Here is an 18867-nt window from a genome sequence, read left to right as displayed (position 1 = left end):
CGCGCTTTCGGGCGACTCCATCGTCCGTACGGAACGATGGTGGCCGCCTGACCGGGGTGACCCGCCGCCCCGGGGGACGGTCAGGTGGGAGATCGGAGCCTCCACTTGTGGGCCGGACACGCGAGCGTCCAGCCGGTCGTCACACAAGGTTAGCAGCAACCCGGGGGTGGTGCTAACCGGCCTGCACCGGGCCCTATCGTGTGGGGCATGAGTGACACCCCTCCTGAGTCTTCCGAGTCCCCCGCCGACTTCGACGCCATGACCCGCGACATCGCCGAGGTCCCCGCCGTCGAGGTGATCGTGACGGTCGCCGTCAACCTGATGAGCGCCGCCGCGGTGAAGCTCGGTCTGACCGAGGAGGGCGACAAGTACAAGGACCTGGACGAGGCCCGCAAGCTGGTGACCGCGCTGGCCGGTCTGCTGGACGCGAGCGCGACCGAGATCAGCTCCTTCCACGCGGCGCCGCTGCGCGACGGCCTGAAGTCGCTGCAGCTGGCGTTCCGCGAGGCGTCCCTCGTCCCGGACGAGCCGGGCCAGGGCCCGGGCGAGAAGTACACGGGCCCCGTTTACGGCTAGTCGATCACCGTACGTACAGGGGCTCGCCCGGCGGCGTCGCCCCGGCCGGCAGCAGTGCCAAGTCGAGGCCGCGCACCAGGCGGGCCCTCAGTGTTTCGTCGGCGGCGAGGCGTTCGGCGACGGCACGGGCGGCCTCGGCGGGTGCGGCGGACTCGTCCAGTACGAGGGCGAGGGTGCCGTCGGCCTGGCCGGGCCCGAGGTGGGCACGCAGCACGGCGGGCTCGGCGGCGACCGCGGTCCGCACCGCCTGCCGTACGGCGGGGTCGGCGAGCGGGTCGGCCGTCGTGCGGCCCTCGGCGAGCGCGAGCAGCGCGGAGCCCGTCAACTCGTACGGCACGGGTCCGGCCAGGTCCAGCACGATCGTGTCCGCCTTCTCGTGCGCGGCGGCCTGCAGCGCCTGGTGCAGGGGTACGGCGACGGGGCGGGCCGCCGGGTCCCAGCGGGCCAGGGAGTCGGTGGAGGTGAAGGCCGGCAGGGCGGTGCGGGAGCCCGCCTTGAGGGTCGGTACGGCCATGTCGCTGGTCTTCTCGCGGCGCAGCCCGTTCTCGTCCTCCTCGACCTCGCCGAGGACGGCCACCACGGGAACGAGCAGCCGGGCGCCCTTGAGCGCCTCCAGGACGGGGCCCACGGCGGTGCGGTCCTCGGCCCAGGCGGTGAGCGCGGCGGCCAGCCGGGGGTCGGCGGTGCCGTCGTCGTCGGAGAAGCCGGAGTCGGGAATGTTCTTGTTCGCCACGGTCACCGACCCTATCGGGCGGGTATCGGGGGGATGCTGCTGGGCTTGTGCGGCCCCGGAAACCGCAGGTTCACAGGATTCACGGCTTTCTCAGATTTCCCTGACGCACATCTAACGTCGGTCTAACGGCGCGCACAGTCGCCGCCTCCAGCATCGCGGGATGGAGTCCCCCAGAGCCCGCCGCAGCCGCCGCGCCCGTCCGTCCAGGACGCGCATCCTGCTCCACTCGGCCCTCGCCGTCGTGGCCGTCGTCGGCGGTTCGGCCGCCGGGACCGTGTATGTGAAGGCTCGGGCGCACTCCGGCGCGATCCCCGTATCGTCGTCGGCGACGGCGTCGGCCTCCACCTCGGGCACGGCGCACGGGGAGGATGCGGTGGAACCTGTGGCGGAGCCGGCTGTGGACCACGACGCGCTGCTGGCCGAGGCCGTGCGGTCGGTGCCCGCCGAGGACGGCGCCGAGGTGTCGGTGGCCGTGCTGGACCTCGACTCGGGTGAGAGCGCCTCGTACGGGGACGGCGCGTTCGACACGGCGAGCATCGTCAAGGTCGACATCCTGGCGGCGCTGCTGCTCCAGGCGCAGGACGCGGGCCGGCACCTCACGGCGAGCGAGAAGTCGTACGCCACCACGATGATCGAGAACAGCGACAACACCGCTGCCTCCGAGCTGTGGCGGGCCATCGGCGAGGCGGAGGGTCTCGATGCCGCGAACGAGCGGCTGGGGCTCACGGACACCGAGGGCGGCGACGGCATGCTGTGGGGGCTGACCCAGACCACGGCCACCGATCAACTCACCCTGCTGCAGCAGGTGTTCGGAGACGACTCGAAGCTGAGCGAGTCCTCGCAGACGTATCTGCAGGGGCTGATGGGACGGATCGAGGCCGACCAGCACTGGGGTGTGTCGGCTGCGGCCGACGGCTCCGCCTGGGCGCTGAAGAACGGCTGGCTGCCACGCAGCACGACCGGGCTGTGGGACGTCAACAGCATCGGGCGGGTGACGGTCGACGGCCGCGACCACCTGGTGGCCGTACTGTCCAAGGGCAACTCGACGCAGGCGAAGGGGATTTCGCTGGTCGAGTCGGTGGCGAAGGCGGCGGTTTCGGCGCTGACGGGCGAGACCTCGTCCTCGTCCGCCTCTGCTTCCCCCTCCGCGTCCGTCCCGGAGTGACGGGCCGGCGGCCTCAGAAGCCGTCGAAGCGTGCGCGGCGGCCGCGCCACAGGAAGACCGCCGCGACGAGCAGTACCCCGCCGAGGCTGCCCGCTAGCGGGGCCGCCCAACCGCTGGTGTCGTCACCGGACGTGGACGCGTCCGGGCCGGGGCCGAAGTACTTCTCGCCGTACGACACCGCCTGCAGGGCCTTGGGCTTGAGGCGGCCGGCGGCCTTGATCGCGGCGGCCGGGTCGATCATGCCGAAGCCGCGGGAGTCGTCGCGGCCCCCGGCGGGAGGGTTGCGGGCGGTGTCCTCGAGAAGCTGCTTGATCTGGGCGGGGGTGAGCCCGGGGTGAGCGGCCTTGATGAGGGCGACCGCGCCCGAGACGAACGCCGAGGCGGCGCTGGTCCCCCAGCCCTCGTAGTACTTGTGGTCGGGGTCGGCGATGACGATCTTGTCGCCGGGGGCGCTGACGGTGGCGTACCAGCGGCGGGTGGAGAACGAGGCGCGGATGCCGAAGCGGTCGACGGCGGTCGCGGCGATGACGCCCGGGTAGGCGGCCGGGTAGGAGACGTGGTCGCCCTTGTCGCCGCCGTTGCCGGCCGAGGCGACGACGGTCACGTTCTTCTTCAGGGCGTACTGGACGGCCTCGTCCTCGGCGGGTTCGGGGTGGGCGGAGGCGGAGTCGTCGCCGAGGGAGAGGTTGATGACGTCGGCGCCGTGGTCGGTGGCCCAGCGGATGCCTTCCGCGAGGGCGTTGCCGCGGGTGGAGCGGGCCTTGCCGCGGGCGGTGTCGCCGTCTTCGAGGATCACCCGCACCGGCAGGATCTTCGCCTCGGGGGCGATGCCCATGACGCCGTCGGAGTCGCCGGGGCCGTGTCCGTGCCCGGCGATGATGCCGGCCATGGCCGTGCCGTGCCGGGCCCATGCCCGGTCCCCCTGCTTGGCCCCGAAGCCGATCATGTCCTGGGCGGGCAGGACGTTGCCGACGAGGTCGGGGTGGTCGGCCTCGACGCCGGTGTCGAGGACGGCGACGGTGATGCCTCTGCCCTTGGTGATCTGCCAGGCCTGCTGGGTGTGCATGGCGTCGAGGGCCCACTGCTGGGCGCGTATGCCGTCGGCGTGCGCGACGGTGGACGGCACGAGGGCGAGGGAGGCGGCGAGCAGGACGCTCAGCGCGGCGATGCGTCGCGTCACGAGGGGTTCTCCGTGGGCGAGGTGACGTCTTTGCGCAGGGCCCGTTCGATGCGGTCGGCGAGGCCCTGGGCCTCGTTGCCGAGGCCTGCCTGGGCGGGGGCCGCGGTGGCGCCGGCCTGGGTGGCCTGCTCGGCGGGGACCGGGGTGTCGACGCTGCGGCCGTCGGCCCAGCCGGAGACGGCGTAGACGACGACGGGGGCGTCGGTGAGGACGGAGACGGTCCAGGAGGCGCGCTGCTTGCTGCCGAAGCGGGCGGCGGCGGTGTTCTTCGCGGCGTAGGGGCGGGGCATGAGGTCGGTGCGGGTGCCGAGGCCCTGGCTCTGGAAGCGTCTGGCGAGGGAGGTCATGGACGCGGTGTCGGCCTCGGTGAACAGGAGGCCGACGGTGGTGACGAAGCTCTGGGTGGCGTCGGTGTAGGTGGCGCGGAGCAGTCGCCGGCAGCCGACCGGTGCGAGGGCCTTCTGCAGCAGGGGGTCGAACGCGTTCCTGCAGCCGCTGTCCGGTGCGACGGCGATGCGAGTCCAGGTCCGGTCGGCGCCGCCGGGTCCGGCACCCGTGCCCTGCACGGTGCGCGGGAACAGCTGGTCCACGGGCACGTTGTGCCACAGGTCCCCGGCCGCGGCGAACGTGTCCTGCCCGCCGTCGTCCCCGGAACCGCCGACCAGCCAACTCCCGGTCACGGCCCCGCCGATGAGCCCGAGCCCGAGCACGACGCAGGCGGCGACGGCGACCGTGCGCGAACGCACCCGCCTCCCGAGCGGCCGCGGCCGGACCCGCTCGTCGTACCCTTCGGGCTCCCCGAAGGACACCACGGGCCGCCCGAGCCCCCCGGGCGGCCCCGGAGCACTCCAGGAGAACGCCGGATCGGGCCCCACGCCTTCCACCCGGGTGCCCGGCAGGGGCGGCATGGGCGGCGACTGCGACGCATGACCGGAGCTCGGGCGGGTGGAGGGCATGGGAGGTGTGGCCGCGCCGGGCCGACGGGCCGGTTCGGCGGGGGCGGTGGCCGGGCGGGGTGGCGGCGGGGCCGTGCCCGGGCGGGCATCCGCCGACGGCGGGGTGCCGCCGTCCGGCTGCGCGGCCGCACCGGGGCGGGAAGCCGGACGAGCAGGAGGCATGGGCCCGGGAGTCGAACCCGGGCGCCGCGGTGGATCGACGGGAGCCGGGGCGGCCTTCACCGGGGGCGTGGTCGAACCGGCAGGGGGCCCCGCCGGACGAGCAGGAGGCACGGAGGCGGCGGCCGACTCCGACCGGCGCGACGGGTCGGCGGCCGGCGAGGAGGACGACCCCGGCCGCGCACCGGAACCAGCCGAACCGTCCGAGGCCGGCGGAACAACCGAACCAGAACCCGAACCCGCACGCGCAGAAGGCATCCGGCCCGCAGCCGCATCAGCGTGGCGCCGCGGGTCACCGGACGGCGACCCCGACCGCGTACCCGAACTCGGCGGCACGGCCCCGCCAGAACCCGAGGCCGTACGCGGGCCGACAGGCGAATCAGCGTGACGCCGTGGGTCGGCAGAGGGCGGTCCCGGGCGCGGGCCCGAGTCGGTGGGAGCGTCCGAAGCGGCGGGCGGGACCGGACGTAGGCGCGTGGTGGATTCCTGAGGGGTTTCCGCGGGGGCGTTCGTGGCGCTGGGCGCGGCTGTGGGGCGGTGGCTCGGGCGTGGAGGGACGGCGGCGGTGCCCGGTGCGGGCGCGCCGGCGCTGTTGCGGGCCTCCTCGGGGCCGGACGCCGGAGGGGCGTCCGGGAAGCGGGCCGAGGCGGGCGGCGGGGGCGGGGTCTGCGGACCGGACCAGGATTCGCCCCCCACGACACCGTGCCGAGTCGCTCCGGGCTCGGCGGCGGAGTCGGGCCCGGCTTCGGTGTTCGAACCCATGGAGTTCATGGAAGGGGTGCGGTGGCCGAACGCCTCGAAGCGTTCGGAACCTCGCCATGGGGACCAGGCCCCGCCGCCGGAGGCCGTCTCGGCGTCCTGCGGACGGCTTTCCGACGGCGACGACCCTGCCGTCGGCGGCTGGGCAGGGCGCGGCGGAATGGAGGCGTGCTGCGCTTCCGTGCTCATGCGCCCCCCGTTTCCTCGCGCCCGGGCCGTCTACCTGTACGCGGGCCGTCGTCCTTGCGCTCAACCGATCGACGCCGGGCCAGTCCGTCCCGGGCACGCATACCCGCACGAACGGACCGGCATCCGGATGCATGTGCAACCGCCGCCGTTCCGCCGTACGTGCGCGTCACTCTACGGGCTGCCCCTGTCGGAACGGGAACCAGTCCACGAGCACGAGGCATCTGCCCGGAACGTCCCCCTACCCTGCGGTAATCCTGTCTGGCAGGCTTCGTTCATGACTGCGCGCGCCGCCGACCGGGTCCGTTACGACCGGGCCACCGCCCATCTCGACGCCCCTCTCGCCATCGTGGACCTGGATGCCTTCGACGCCAACGCGGACGATCTCGTGCGCCGCGCGGGCGGCAAGCCGATCCGGGTCGCCAGCAAGTCCGTCCGCTGCCGGGCCCTGCTGGAGCGGGTCCTCGCGCGGGACGGGTTCGCGGGCATCATGTCGTTCACCCTCGCCGAGTCCCTGTGGCTGGCACGCGGCGGCTTCGACAACATCCTGCTCGCCTATCCGTCCGCGGACCGCGCCCGCTTCGCCGAGCTGGCCTCCGACCCCAAGCTCGCCGCCGCCGTGACCGTCATGATCGACGACCCCGCACAGCTGAGGCTCATCGACGAGGCCCGCGACGGCGGGCGTGAAGTCATCCGGGTCTGCCTGGAGCTGGACACCGCTTTGAAGCTGTTCGGGGGGCGCGTGCGCGTCGGGGCGCGCCGCTCGCCGCTGCACTCGCCCGCCCAGGTCGCCGACATGGCCCGGCTGGTGGCCCGGCGGCCGGGGTTCAAGGTCGTGGGGATCATGGCGTACGAGGGCCATATCGCGGGCGTCGGTGACTCCGTCGCCGGGCGGCCGCTGCGGTCGCGTGCCGTACGGCTGATGCAGGCGACGGCCCGCCGGGAGCTGGCCGAGCGGCGCGGCGAGGTGGTGCGGGCGGTGCGGGCGGTCGTACCGGATCTGGAGTTCGTCAACGGCGGCGGCACCGGCAGTGTGCAGTACACCGCCGCCGAGGACGCCGTCACCGAGATCGGCGCCGGTTCGGGGCTGTACGTGCCCCGGCTGTTCGACAACTACACGTCGTTCAGCGGGCGTCCGGCGGCCCTGTTCGCCCAGCCCGTCGTACGCCGGCCGGGGGTCGGGGTCGTCACCGTCCTCGGCGGCGGATACCCCGCCTCCGGTGCGGCCGGCAGCGACCGGCTGCCCGTCCCGCACCTGCCCGAGGGGCTGCGCTACGACCCCCAGGAAGGGCCCGGCGAGGTGCAGACCCCGCTGCTCGGCTCCGCCGCCGACGACCTGCTGATCGGCGACAAGGTGTGGTTCCGGCACGCCAAGGCCGGTGAGCTGTGCGAGCGCTTCGACGTGCTGCATCTGATCGAGGGGGACGCGGTGACGGCGACCGTCCCGACGTACCGCGGGGAGGGCCACACCTTCCTGTAGCCGGCACCCGGCGGGTTGGCCGGTGCCGGTCAGTACACGGTGTCCGGTTGGTCCGGGACGACGAAGCCGTCGTCCCGCAGGAGGGCGTCCTTGGCGCCGTCGGACGCGTTGTGGGCCTTGGTCGAGCACGGGTACGGGTCCGGCCTGCGCGGCAGGGGGTCGATGAACATGGGGTTGATCAGCCAACGGCCGTCGGCGTTGTCGTAGGCCCGGCACATCAGTTCCGGCTTGTTGCGGTTGAGGACGAGGTGCGCGCCGGTCGCGTCGCCGACGAAGGTGACGTCGGTGTCGGCGTCCCCGGCCGCGAGGACCGGGCGCCGCGCCCACGGCTGCCGCTGCCAGGCCGCGGCACCGTGGACGCCGTAGATCTCCTGGTTGATCCAGCAGCGTTTGCCGTCGATGTACGGGATCGCCGTGCCACGGGTCGCGGGGACGTTGCCGCAGCCCTGGTTGCTGGGGGTGATGCGGCCGCGGCGGTCGAGGAGCGAGCGGATGGCGATGGTGTGGGCGGCATCGATGCCGACGGCCCGGGACCAGACCTCGGTGACCGGTTCGGAGCCCGCGGAGACGATGTAGACGTCGAATCCGGCCCGCTGGAGGGTACGGATGAGGTCGCGCTGCTGGTCGTAGTAGCGGACGTAGGCGGGCACCGTGTGGGTGCCGAGGGTGCGGGTGGCGCCCAGGGGGGCCGCCAGGGCCTCGGTGCGGGCCTGGCGGGCGTAGGAGGCGAGTTCGGCGGGGGTGCGGCCGGCGAAGAGCTGGGGCACCCAGGCGTACTGCGGGACGGTGCGGCGGTGGTTCCAGGTGCCGGCGAAGGCGGGGGCGCCGCTCGCGGTGGTGGCGTTCTCGCGGATGTCGAGGATCTCGTCCGTGCAGCGGGCGTTCGTCGAGGTGCGCAGGGGTTCGGGGGTGCCGGTCCCGCAGGCCTCGGTCAGCGCGCGGTCGGCGGCGTCCGTGAGCCAGGGGCTGGTGTCCTTCCAGCGCGCCGGGCGCAGGAGTCCGTCGTGTCTGAGGGACCAGGAGAGGGTGGCGTCGGTGACGTCGTTCTTGGTAACGGTGTTGTCCCAGTCGAAGACGGCGACCGGGTGGCCGCCGGCTCCCGAGCAGGTACCGCGCTCGTCGATCACCTGCTGGAGGCGGGCGCGGTTGTCGCCGTACCAGCTGCCGGTCAGGCGGGGGCAGTTCGAGTGCGGGGAGACGTGCGGTGCGGTGGGCGCGGCCGCCAGGGCGGCGGCCGCGGCCAGGGTCCACGCGAGAAGGTGTCGCATACGCGTGGACCGTACCGTTTCGTCCCTACAGGGGCGTGACGTACGCGCCCGCGATTCCGCCGTCCACCAGGAAGTCGGTGGCGTTGACGAAGGAGGAGTCGTCGCTGGCCAGGAAGGCGACGGCGGCGGCGATCTCCTCGGCCTCGGCGAACCGGCCGACCGGGATGTGCACCAGACGGCGGGCGGCCCGCTCCGGGTCCTTGGCGAACAGTTCCTGGAGCAGCGGCGTGTTGACCGGGCCCGGGCAGAGGGCGTTCACGCGGATGCCCTCGCGGGCGAACTGCACGCCCAGCTCGCGGGACATGGCGAGCACGCCGCCCTTGGAGGCCGTGTACGAGATCTGGGAGGTGGCGGCACCCATCCGCGCCACGAAGGACGCCGTGTTGATGATGGAGCCCTTGCCCTGCTGCCGCATGTAGGGGATGGCGGCCTTGCAGCACAGGTAGACGGAGGTGAGGTTGACCTCCTGGACGCGCTTCCAGGCCTCCAGACCGGTCTCCAGGATGGAGTCGTCGTCCGGCGGCGAGATGCCCGCGTTGTTGAAGGCGATGTCGACACTGCCGTAGGTGTCGAAGGCCGTCCTGAAGAGGGCCTCGACCTGCTCGGCGTCGGTGACGTCGACCTTCACGAAGGTCCCGCCGACCTCGTCGGCGGCCGCTTTGCCGCGGGCCTCGTCGACGTCGCCGCAGACGATGTTCGCGCCCTCGGAGGCGAGCCGGCGCGCGGTGGCGAGGCCGATGCCGCTGCCGGCTCCGGTGATGACGGCCGTACGGCCCACCAGACGGCGGCAGATGTTGTCTTCGGTCATGAGTGGTCAGGCCTCCGTGCTGATGAAGACGTTCTTGGTTTCGGTGAAGGCGGTCAGGGCGTCCGGGCCGAGTTCGCGGCCCAGGCCGGACTGCTTGTAGCCGCCGAAGGGGGTCCAGTAGCGGACGCTGGAGTGGGAGTTGACGGACAGGTTGCCGGCGCGGACGGCCCGCGAGACGCGCAGGGCGCGGCCCAGGTCACGGGTCCACAGGGAGCCGGCCAGTCCGTACGGGGTGTCGTTGGCGAGGCGGATCGCGTCGGCCTCGTCGGTGAAGGGCAGCAGGACGGCGACCGGGCCGAAGATCTCCTCGCGGGCCGCGTCGGAGTCGTGCCGCTCGCCGGTGAGGACGGTCGGCGGGAACCAGAACCCGGGCCCGTCGGGGGCGCTGCCGCGCAGGGCCGGGGCCTCGTCGGGCACGAAGGACCGTACCCGGTCCAGTTGCTGACGGCTGATCAGCGGGCCCATCTGGGTCTTCTCGTCGGCCGGGTCGCCCACCACGACCGCGGACAGCGCGTCCGCGAGCAGTTCGCGGACCTCGTCGTACACCGCTTCCTGGACCAGGATCCGGGTGCGGGCGCAGCAGTCCTGGCCGGAGTTGTCCAGGAAGGAGAAGGGGTCCACGGCGGTCTTGAGGTCGGCGTCGGCGAAGACGATGTTGGGGCTCTTGCCGCCGAGTTCGAGGGTGACCGGCTTGACCAGGCGTGCGCAGCGCTCCATGACCTCGCGGCCGGTGCGGGTGGAGCCGGTGAACACGATCTTCGCCACGTCGGGGTGGTCGACGAGGGCGCGGCCCGCGGTGTGGCCGTAGCCCGGGACGACCTGGAAGAGATGCTCCGGCAGGCCCGCCTCCAGGGCGAGTTCGGCCAGGCGCAGGGCCGTCAGCGGGGTGGTCTCGGCGGGCTTGAGGACGACCGCGTTGCCCGCGGCGAGGGCCGGGAAGGAACCCCAGGCGGCGATGGGCATCGGGAAGTTCCAGGGGGCGATGACGCCGACCACGCCGAGCGGCTCCTGGAAGGTGACGTCCCAGCCGCCGGTCACGGGGATCTGCTGGCCGAGGAGGCGTTCGGCGCCGCCCGCGGAGTACAGCAGGAGGTCGCGGGCGTTGCCGGCCTCCCAGCGGGCGTTGCCGAGGACGTGGCCCGCCTCGCGGACCTCCAGCTGGGCCAGCTCCTCGACGTGCGCGTCGACGACGTCGGCGAAGCGGCGCAGCAGCCGGGCCCGGTCGGCTGGCGCGGCGGCCGCCCAGGTCCGCTGGGCGGCCACCGCGCGGGCGACGGCGCGGTCCACCTCGGCCGCGTCGGCGGCGGGGACGGTGGCGAGGACCTCCTCGGTGGCGGGGTTCAGTACGACGAGTTCGTGCTCGGCAGACAACAGGGCCTCACATGCGTTCGAAGGAGCGGCGCAGCTCCCAGTCGGTCACCGCGGCGTCGAAGGCCTCGAGCTCGACGCGCGCCATGTTGCGGTAGTGCGCGACGACCTCGTCGCCGAAGGCGGCCTTCGCGATGGGGCTGTTCTCCCAGAGCTCGGCGGCCTCGCGCAGGGTGGTCGGGACGTGCTCGTACTCGGCGGTGTACGCGTTCCCCGCACAGGGCTCGGGCAACTCCAGCTTCTGCTCGATGCCGTGCAGCCCGGCCGCGACCAGCCCGGCGACGGCGAGGTGCGGGTTGACGTCACCGCCCGGCAGCCGGTTCTCGAAGCGCAGCGAGCGGCCGTGGCCGACGACCCGGAGCGCACAGGTGCGGTTGTCGTACCCCCAGGCGACGGCGGTCGGGGCGAAGGAGCCCGGCTGGAACCGCTTGTAGGAGTTGATGTTGGGGGCGTAGAGGAGCGAGAAGTCCCGCAGGGCGGCGAGCTGTCCGGCGAGGAAGTACCGCATGACGTCCGACATGCCGCCGGGGTCCTCGGAGGAGCCCGCCATGGCGTTGTTGCCGGCCGCGTCCGCCAGCGAGAGGTGGATGTGGCAGGAGTTGCCCTCGCGCTCGTTGTACTTGGCCATGAAGGTGATCGACACGCCCTCCTGGGCGGCGATCTCCTTGGTGCCGGTCTTGTAGATGGCGTGCTGGTCGCAGGTGACGAGGGCGTCGTCGTAGCGGAAGGCGATCTCGTGCTGGCCGGGGTTGCACTCGCCCTTGGCGGACTCGACGGTCAGTCCGGCGCCCGCCATTTCGTTGCGGATGCGGCGGAGCAGGGGCTCGATGCGCCCGGTCCCGAGCACCGAGTAGTCGATGTTGTACTGGTTCGCCGGGGTGAGCCCTCGGTAGTTGGCGTCCCAGGCCTGCTCATAGGTGTCCTTGAAGACGATGAACTCCAGCTCGGTGCCGACCTGGGCGGTGAAGCCGTGCTCGGCGAGGCGCTCCAGCTGGCGGCGCAGAATCTGCCGCGGGGCGGCGACCACGGGCGAGCCGTCGTTCCAGGCGAGGTCGGCGATCAGCATGGCCGTACCGGCGTTCCACGGCACCCGGCGCAGGGTGCGCAGGTCCGGGTGCATGGCGAAGTCGCCGTAGCCGCGCTCCCAGGAGGACATCGCGTAGCCGTCGACCGTGTTCATCTCGGTGTCGACGGCGAGGAGGTAGTTGCAGCCCTCGGTGCCGTGGTGGAGGACCTCGTCGAGGAAGAAACGTGCGGCGAACCGCTTGCCCTGGAGCCGCCCTTGCATGTCGGGGAAGGCCAGGACGACAGTGTCGATCTCACCGCTCGCGACGAGGGCATGCAGCTCCTCGACGCCGAGCGGGGGTGTGCGGTCTGCCACGGGAGAGCTCCTTCGGCTTCTGCTCGCTTTTTCGACCGGGCCGGAAGCCATAAGGTATTGCGGAGAACCATTGCTTGGGAAGGGGGTGCGGCGGGATGTCGCTGGATCCGGACGGCAGCCTGGAGGACCGGCTCACACCGGTACTGCGGCCGGTGCGCGCGGGCAACGGCTTCGAGGAGGCTCTGGAGCAGATCCTGCAGGTCGTACGGCTGGGCCTGGTGCCGGGGGGCGAGCGGCTGCCGGCCGAGCGGGAGCTGGCGGAGCGGCTCGGGATCAGCCGGGTGACGCTGCGCGAGGTGCTGAAGGTGCTGCAGGACCAGGGTCTGGTGGAGTCCCGGCGCGGGCGCTACGGCGGCACGTTCGTCCTGCCGCGCGCGGACGCGGGCGGCGAGGACGAGCTGCGACGCCGGGTCGCCGAGGTCGACATCGAGGACGTCCTGCGCTTCCGGGAGGTGCTGGAGGTCGGGGCGGCGGGGCTGTGCGCGACGCACGGCTTGGGCAAGGAGCAGGCGGACCGGCTGCGCGAGGCCCTGGCCCGCACGGGCGACGCACCGCTCGCCGACTACCGGCGGCTGGACACGATGCTGCATCTGACGCTGGCCGAGCTGTGCGGATCGCCCACGCTGACCGCGCAGTACGCGGCGGTCCGGGCGACGGTGAACGACCTGCTCGACTGCATCCCGCTGCTCGTCCGCAACCTGGAGCACTCGCAGCGACAGCACGTCGCGCTGGTGGAGGCGGTCCTGGACGGGGACGCGGACGGGGCACGGGAGATGATGCGGGAGCACTGCGCGGGGACGGCGGCGCTGCTCAGGGGCTTCCTGGCGTGAGGAGCCGCTTTCTCGGGGACCTTGCCTTCGAGGGGCCCCCTCCGCAAAGGTATGAATACAATCCTTTGCGGGACCTGGAGGACGCATGGCGGACGGGCCGCTGATCGGCATCAGCACGTATCTGGAGGCCGGGGCGCGCTGGGGCGTGTGGGAGCTGGAGGCCGCGCTGCTGCCGGCCGGCTATCCGCGGCTGGTGCAGCGGGCGGGCGGGCTGGCCGCGATGGTGCCGCCGGACGCGCCCGAGCACGCCTCCGCGGCCGTGGCGCGTCTCGACGGTCTCGTGATCGCGGGCGGCCCGGACGTCGAGCCGGTCCATTACGGCGCGGAGCCCCACCCTCGGACGGGCCCGCCGGCCCGGGCCCGGGACGCCTGGGAACTGGCGCTGATCGACGCGGCCCTGGCCGCCCGGATCCCCCTGCTGGGCATCTGCCGGGGCATGCAGCTCCTGAACGTCGCCCTGGGCGGCACGCTCGTCCAGCACATCGACGGCCACGCCGAGGTCGTCGGCGTCTTCGGCCACCACCCGGTCAAGCCGGTGCCCGGCACGCGGTACGCCGCCGCCGTCCCCGAGGAGACGTCCGTACCGACCTATCACCACCAGGCCGTCGACCGGCTCGGCACCGGCCTGATCCCCTCGGCCCACGCGGCGGACGGGACGGTGGAGGCACTGGAACTGCCGTCCGCCGACGGCTGGGTGCTGGGCGTGCAGTGGCATCCGGAGATGGGGGACGACCTGCGGGTGATGCGGGCGCTGGTGGAGGCGGCTTCTTCGGCTACGAGGCCTTCAGCCGTCTCCTGAGCCAGGCGAGGGCGGCGTCACCCTGGGCGCGCTGGAAGGCGCGCAGGGTGGGGAGGCCGGGTGGCGGCGGCCGCAGGGCGTGCGCGACGAAGTAGCCGGCCAGCGCGGCGAGAGCGGTGGTGACGGCGTGCGGGTCCGCCTCCCGGCCGACGGGATGGGCGGTGAACACCTCCTCCGAGTCCGGTCCGCCCTGCGCCCTGACGCAGGGCAGCATCACCAGCAGGTCGAACCAGGGCGCCGCACGCACGGCGTGCGGCCAGTCGACGAAGACGACGCGGTCGTCGGCGGTGAGCAGCATGTTGTCGGCGCGCAGGTCGGCGTGGGCGAGGGTGTCGCCGGAGGCGGCGGCCGCCCAGCCGGCGGACAGGTCGGCGAGGCGGGACCGGTGGGCGAGGGCCCATTCGTCCAGGCGGCCGCGGAGTTCGTGCGTCTCCTGTGCGCGCAGGCGCTGCCAGCCGGAGAAGTCGTCGGCGAGGGCCTCGGCGACGGGCGGTGCGGCCACGGGGGACGGGGTGAGGGTGCGGCTGAGCTCTGCCACGGCGTCGAGGACTCGCGCCAACTCCCGCTTCCGCCAAGGGACATGGGGCTGGCGGCCCGGGATCTCCTCCAGGACCAGGGCGACCCAGGTGCCGTCGTCGTAGGTGCCGAGGAGGCGGGGCGCGGGGACGGTGTGCGGGAGGGCTGCGGTGTGGCGGGCCTCGGTGCGGTGCAGGGTGGGGCTGTGCGGGTTGGTGTCCGCACTCACCGCCTTGACGAAGGCGCGGCGGCCGGCGGCGGTTCGGATGCGGGCGGCTGTGCCTGGGGAGAAGCCGCCGGGTTGGGTGACGGCGTGGGTGACGGGGGTGCCGCCGAGCACGTCTGCGACGGCGTTGCGCACGGTGGGTGGGAGTGCCTCCCAGGGTGTGCGGACGCCCGCGGCGGGCGGGGCGGGGGTGGTCATGCGGTTCAGGGTGTCACCCGGCGACGCCCGCCCGCCAAGGGGTTTTCGCCCCCGCCGCCCCTACCCGTCCCTTCCCGGGGGCCAGCCCCCGGACCCCCGCTCCTCAAACGCCGGAGGGGCTGGATTTTCGCCGGCCGGGGGTTTGATCTTTCAGCCCGTCCGGCGTTTGAGGACGAGGCCGTTCAGGCCGATCGGGGGTCTGGGGGCGGAGCCCCCAGGGTCGGGACGGGAAGGGGCGGCGGGGGCGAGAAAGGTCATTACCCGCGGGTCAGCGACAGGAGATCCCGGGCCGGTCCCACCGGCCGGTGCCCCGTCGGCCACACCGCCCGCAGCTCCCGGGCGAGCGCGACGCCGTCGACCGGCACCGGCACCAGCCTCCGCATCGCAAGCTCCTCCCCCACCGCCAGCTCACTCAGCACCGCCGGGCCCGCCCCACTGACCGCCGCGGCCTTCACCGCGGTCGTCGACGACAGTTCGATCAGCGGCCGCGCCAGCCCACCCAGCGCCGCATCCAGGACCTGCCGGGTGCCCGAGCCCTTCTCACGGAGGATCAGCGGCGTCGCCGCCAGCTCCGCCGCCTCCAGCGGACGCCGGCGCCGGGCCCACGCGTGCCCCGGTGCCGTCACCACGATCAGACGGTCGTGGGCGATCACCGTCGAGTCCAGACCGGGCGGCACACCCACCCCCTCCACAAAACCCAGGTCGGCCTCGCCCGACAGCAACCGCTCCCCCACCGCTGCCGAGTTGCCCGCAAGCAGGGACACCGCCGTGTCGGGGCGCTGGGCACGCAGCGCCAACAGCCAGCCGGGGAGCAGGTATTCGGCGATGGTCATGCTCGCCGCCACCCGCAGCCGGGAGTCCCGCCGGTCCCGCAGCGCCTGCGCCCCCACGTCGAAGGCCTCCGCCGCCTCGACGATCCGCCGCGCCCAGTCCGTGACCAGCGCACCGGCGTCCGTGAGGCGCGAGCCGCGCGGCGAACGGTCGACTAGGGCCACACCCAACTGCCGTTCCATGGACCGGATCCGGCTGCTCGCCGCCGGCTGGGTGATCCCCAGCTCCCGCGCCGCCCCGCCCAGACTGCCGAGCCGCGCCACCGCCAGCAGCAGCTCCAGCGCCCCGAGATCGGGCACCCGGTGCGCGAGCGAGACGACGACGGCCGGCGGCTCCTCCCTGTTGCTCATAACTCCAGCTTATGCCCTCATAGAGCCATACTCCCTGGTCGCGGGGGTTCGGCAGCGAGACCGTGAGGCATGGTCACCGCAGCCCAGCCCCTTCCGCGTGCCACCGCACGCCCTCCGCGCGCCACGGCCGTCCGTCATCTCGGGCCCAACTGGTACGCCACCGTCATGGGCACCGCCATCGTCGCCACCGCAGGTTCGGCGCTCCCCCTCGGCATCCCCGGCCTGCGCACCGCCTGCGCGGCCGTGTGGGCCCTCTCCCTCGGCCTCCTGCTCGCTCTGCTCGGCGCCCGCGCCCTGCACTGGAGGCACCACCGCGACCAGGCCCGCGCCCACCTCCTCGACCCGGCGACCGCACCGTTCTACGGGTGTCTCGCCATGGCCCTGCTGGCCGTCGGCGGCGGTGCCGTCACCGTCGGCCGGTACTGGATCGGACCGGCCGACGCGCTCCTTGTCGACGCCGTGCTGTTCACCGCCGGGACGGCGGTGGGGCTCGCGGCCGCCGTCGCCGTGCCGTACCTCATGGCCGTACGACACCGGGTGGAGCCGGACCAGGCCACGCCGGTGTGGCTGCTGCCCGTCGTCGCGCCCATGGTGTCGGCGGCGCTCGGGCCGCTCCTCGTGCCGCACCTGCCGGCCGGGCAGCCCCGGCAGACGCTCCTGTTCGCCTGCGTCGCGATGTTCGGGCTCAGTCTCCTCGCGACCCTGCTGATGCTGCCGGTGATCTTCGGTCGGCTGATCACCGGCGGTCCGCTGCCCCTCGTCCTGACCCCGACGCTGTTCCTGGTGCTCGGGCCGCTCGGGCAGTCCACCACCGCGGTCGGCAGGTTCGCGGACGTGGCACCGGGGGTCGTACCCGCCTCGTACAGCGAGGGATTCGGCATCCTCGCCGTCCTGTACGGCGTGCCGGTCATGGGCTTCGCGCTGCTCTGGCTGGTGTTCGCCACCGCGCATGTGGTGCGGGCGCGCCGGCAGGGCATGGGCTTCGCGATGACATGGTGGGCGTTCACCTTCCCGGTGGGGACCTGTGTCACGGGCGCCGAGTCGCTCGCCCGGCACACCGGGCTCGTCACCTACGACTGGCTCGGGGTCGGGCTGTACGTCCTGCTCGTCGCCGCCTGGACCACCGCCGCCCTGCACACGGCCCGCGGCCTGGTCAGGGGAGCGCTGCTCGCAGGGCCCCGCCCAGCATCCGGGGCGCCTCGGTCAACGACGGCCCGTACCACGTCAGATGGCGTCCACTGACCAGGGCGCACCGCAGTCCCGGGAACGCCTCCGGGCCGTCGTCGGCCGTGAAGCGGTACGGCTCGTCCGGCAGTACGACGACGTCCGGGGCGGCCGCCCGCAGTTCGTCGAGCGGAATACGGGGGTAGCGGTCGGGGTGGGTGGCGTAGAGGTGGTCGACGCCGAGGCGGGACAGTACGTCGCCCGCGAAGGTGTCCCGGCCCAGGACCATCCAGGGACGGCGCCAGATCGGGACCACGGCCGTCGTACGGCGCTCGGGGCGCGGCAGGCGGGACCAGATCGTTTCGGACTCGTCGAGCCAGCGGGGGCGGGAGGCCGCCCCGCAGGCCTCCAGCACCCGGGCGAGCTCTGCGAACGCCTGGGGTACGTCACACACCACCGTCACCAGGACCTCGACGCCCGCCGCGCGCAGCGCCGCCAGGTCGGGTTCGCGGTTCTCCTCCGCGTTGGCCACCACCAGGTCGGGGGTGAGCGCGAGGATGCGGTCGAGCTTCGGGTTCTTGGTGCCGCCGATGCGGGGCACGTCCAGGTCGGCGGGGTGCGTGCACCAGTCGGTCGCACCGACGAGGGCGCCGGGTACCGAGACCGCGATGGCCTCCGTCAGCGACGGGACGAGGGAGACGACGCGCACCGGCACTACCGCGACCGGTTCTGGACCGCCTCGACGTGCTCGGCGACCGCGACGACGACCACGCGCGTGTCCGACACGGTCGCCCGCCACCGGTGGCGTACACCGCCCGTCAGATACAGCGTGTCGCCGCGGCCGAGCCGGTAGGCCCGCCCCTCGGCCTCGATCTCCACCGCGCCGTCGGCGACGTACATCAACTGGTCGTTGCGGTACTGGAATTCGCGGCCCGCGTCATGGTCCCCGGTGAACTCCGAGGCGTGCATCTGGTGGTGCCCCCGGACCAGGGAACGCACCCGCGGCTCGGCCGCGGGCTCGGGCTCGGCGCGCACGACGTCGACGCTGCACGCCGGGTCGGCGGCGGCGAGGAGCTCGACGGCGGTGGTGCGCAGGGCGTCGGCGACCTTCTCGAGGGACGTTGTGCTGGGCCGCGCCCGGTCGTTCTCGACCTGGCTCAGGAAGGGAACGGACAGGCCGCTGCGCTCGGCCACCACGGCGAGGGTGAGCTGCAGCGCCCGACGGCGTCGCCGCACGGCCGCGCCCACTCGCAGGGGCTGATCCTTGTGGTCGTCTTTGTGGTCGCCCATCGCTCCGGCTCCCTCCTTCGCTCGTGTGTCCGTGTGGCGCGGTTCCGTATGCCGTGCACCGGTGTCCGGGTGCGGCTCTTTGATGAGTTCTCTGCACCTTACGCAGGTTCGGCAAACCGTTTCATGCGCCCGTCACATCCCCGTAAACACTGCGTGCGGTCAATTCGCCAACTCTGACCCGTGGATGGGCTCTGCCCACTCGGCGGGCGCGGATTCCTCCTTCGGGACGAAGCCGCTGACCAGCGGGGCCGGAGGGCGGGCGGGGCCGATGGTGGGGGCCGTCGGCCGTCGGTGCGGGATCTGCCGTCCGCGGGCGGGCGGACGAGGCTCCGGTCGGGCCGGCCGGTGCCGGGACCGCGGGCATACGTCCGCCGGCTGCCGACGTCGGCGGGGCGGCGCCCAGTTGGCACCCCGTGTCGCGATCCGGCCGGTCATGGCTGGTCAGTTCGATGGTGCCGCCATGCATCGAGGTGACGTCGGGGGCGGCTTCGGCGGGGCCGGCCAGGGTGCGCGGCGCGGCGCATGTGCGCTCGGCACTTCCGGCCCGGGGAGCGATGAGGCTTGGGCGATGACATGGCGCTCCGTGGTTGGCCGGATCCTTTTCGTACGCCCTTCACGCGCGCGTGGGCGGCCCGTCGCGAAAC

General features: G+C 73.4%; 17 protein-coding genes. 6 read left to right on the top strand and 11 right to left on the bottom strand.

From position 1 onward, the window contains the following. The first annotated feature begins 207 nt into the window (after positions 1-207). Positions 208-576, top strand: a complete 369-nt coding sequence (locus ACFY1U_RS26805; RefSeq protein ID WP_266953624.1) for a DUF1844 domain-containing protein — start codon at positions 208-210, stop codon at positions 574-576. Positions 577-580: 4 nt separating this feature from the next. Here the strand turns inward: ACFY1U_RS26805 and ACFY1U_RS26800 are convergent, their stop codons facing one another. Beyond that, positions 581-1309 (bottom strand): SseB family protein, encoded by a 729-nt coding sequence (locus ACFY1U_RS26800; protein WP_390696677.1) that lies wholly within the window; start codon positions 1307-1309, stop codon positions 581-583. 160 nt (positions 1310-1469) lie between these two features. Here ACFY1U_RS26800 and ACFY1U_RS26795 point away from each other — a divergent pair, with 160 nt between their 5' ends. Next, positions 1470-2474 carry a serine hydrolase gene (locus ACFY1U_RS26795; RefSeq protein ID WP_390696676.1) on the top strand — a complete coding sequence of 335 codons (1005 nt, stop codon included), beginning with the start codon at positions 1470-1472 and terminating at the stop codon, positions 2472-2474. A 13-nt stretch (positions 2475-2487) separates the two neighbouring features. Here ACFY1U_RS26795 and mycP read toward each other — a convergent pair whose 3' ends face one another. Then, positions 2488-3654 carry a type VII secretion-associated serine protease mycosin gene (mycP, locus tag ACFY1U_RS26790; protein WP_390696675.1) on the bottom strand — a complete coding sequence of 389 codons (1167 nt, stop codon included), beginning with the start codon at positions 3652-3654 and terminating at the stop codon, positions 2488-2490. Continuing rightward, positions 3651-4772, bottom strand: a complete 1122-nt coding sequence (locus ACFY1U_RS26785; RefSeq protein ID WP_390696674.1) for a hypothetical protein — start codon at positions 4770-4772, stop codon at positions 3651-3653. The genes mycP and ACFY1U_RS26785 overlap by 4 nt, the downstream gene beginning before the upstream one ends. A gap of 1219 nt (positions 4773-5991) precedes the next feature. Between ACFY1U_RS26785 and ACFY1U_RS26780 the strand changes: the two genes are divergently transcribed. Next, positions 5992-7194 carry an amino acid deaminase/aldolase gene (locus ACFY1U_RS26780; RefSeq protein WP_390696673.1) on the top strand — a complete coding sequence of 401 codons (1203 nt, stop codon included), beginning with the start codon at positions 5992-5994 and terminating at the stop codon, positions 7192-7194. A gap of 29 nt (positions 7195-7223) precedes the next feature. Here the strand turns inward: ACFY1U_RS26780 and ACFY1U_RS26775 are convergent, their stop codons facing one another. The 4 genes from ACFY1U_RS26775 to ACFY1U_RS26760 are packed head-to-tail and all read right to left on the bottom strand — an operon-like array spanning position 7224 to position 12019. Then, complete coding sequence (locus tag ACFY1U_RS26775; protein ID WP_390696672.1) at positions 7224-8462, bottom strand: haloacid dehalogenase-like hydrolase; 1239 nt, start codon at positions 8460-8462, stop codon at positions 7224-7226. 25 nt (positions 8463-8487) lie between these two features. Beyond that, on the bottom strand, positions 8488-9270 hold the full coding sequence (locus ACFY1U_RS26770) for a 3-oxoacyl-ACP reductase (protein ID WP_115909236.1): 783 nt from the start codon (positions 9268-9270) through the stop codon (positions 8488-8490). A gap of 6 nt (positions 9271-9276) precedes the next feature. After that, positions 9277-10641 carry an aldehyde dehydrogenase family protein gene (locus ACFY1U_RS26765; RefSeq protein ID WP_390696671.1) on the bottom strand — a complete coding sequence of 455 codons (1365 nt, stop codon included), beginning with the start codon at positions 10639-10641 and terminating at the stop codon, positions 9277-9279. 7 nt (positions 10642-10648) lie between these two features. Further along, positions 10649-12019: a glutamine synthetase family protein gene (locus ACFY1U_RS26760; protein WP_390696670.1), complete on the bottom strand. Its 1371-nt coding sequence runs from the start codon at positions 12017-12019 to the stop codon at positions 10649-10651. A gap of 95 nt (positions 12020-12114) precedes the next feature. Between ACFY1U_RS26760 and ACFY1U_RS26755 the strand changes: the two genes are divergently transcribed. Both ACFY1U_RS26755 and ACFY1U_RS26750 read left to right on the top strand, forming a co-directional pair. Continuing rightward, entirely contained in the window at positions 12115-12849 is a 735-nt protein-coding gene (locus ACFY1U_RS26755) for an FCD domain-containing protein (RefSeq protein WP_351466300.1), read from the top strand. 85 nt (positions 12850-12934) lie between these two features. Beyond that, a complete protein-coding gene (locus ACFY1U_RS26750) occupies positions 12935-13648 on the top strand; it encodes a gamma-glutamyl-gamma-aminobutyrate hydrolase family protein (RefSeq protein WP_390696669.1) in 714 nt (237 codons plus the stop codon). Here ACFY1U_RS26750 and ACFY1U_RS26745 read toward each other — a convergent pair. Together ACFY1U_RS26745 and ACFY1U_RS26740 are read right to left on the bottom strand one after the other, a co-directional pair. Continuing rightward, entirely contained in the window at positions 13623-14588 is a 966-nt protein-coding gene (locus ACFY1U_RS26745; protein WP_390696668.1) for an aminoglycoside phosphotransferase family protein, read from the bottom strand. The two genes, ACFY1U_RS26750 and ACFY1U_RS26745, sit on opposite strands and share 26 nt — an antisense overlap. A gap of 257 nt (positions 14589-14845) precedes the next feature. Then, complete coding sequence (locus ACFY1U_RS26740) at positions 14846-15769, bottom strand: LysR family transcriptional regulator (protein WP_390696667.1); 924 nt, start codon at positions 15767-15769, stop codon at positions 14846-14848. A 69-nt stretch (positions 15770-15838) separates the two neighbouring features. On the opposite strand from ACFY1U_RS26740, the gene ACFY1U_RS26735 reads away from it, so the two are divergent. Then, positions 15839-17011 carry a TDT family transporter gene (locus ACFY1U_RS26735; RefSeq protein ID WP_390696666.1) on the top strand — a complete coding sequence of 391 codons (1173 nt, stop codon included), beginning with the start codon at positions 15839-15841 and terminating at the stop codon, positions 17009-17011. Here ACFY1U_RS26735 and ACFY1U_RS26730 read toward each other — a convergent pair. Both ACFY1U_RS26730 and ACFY1U_RS26725 read right to left on the bottom strand, forming a co-directional pair. Further along, positions 16923-17642, bottom strand: a complete 720-nt coding sequence (locus ACFY1U_RS26730) for a helical backbone metal receptor (RefSeq protein ID WP_390696665.1) — start codon at positions 17640-17642, stop codon at positions 16923-16925. The genes ACFY1U_RS26735 and ACFY1U_RS26730 overlap by 89 nt on opposite strands. A gap of 5 nt (positions 17643-17647) precedes the next feature. After that, positions 17648-18223, bottom strand: a complete 576-nt coding sequence (locus ACFY1U_RS26725) for a helix-turn-helix domain-containing protein (protein WP_390696664.1) — start codon at positions 18221-18223, stop codon at positions 17648-17650. Positions 18224-18867 lie beyond the last annotated feature (644 nt).

Origin of the sequence: Streptomyces sp. NPDC001351 (assembly GCF_042896045.1) — a bacterium.
In the GTDB taxonomy this organism is placed as follows: Bacteria; Actinomycetota; Actinomycetes; order Streptomycetales; family Streptomycetaceae; genus Streptomyces.
Note: the sequence above shows the minus strand (reverse complement) of the source record. Positions and strands in the feature narration are given on the sequence as shown.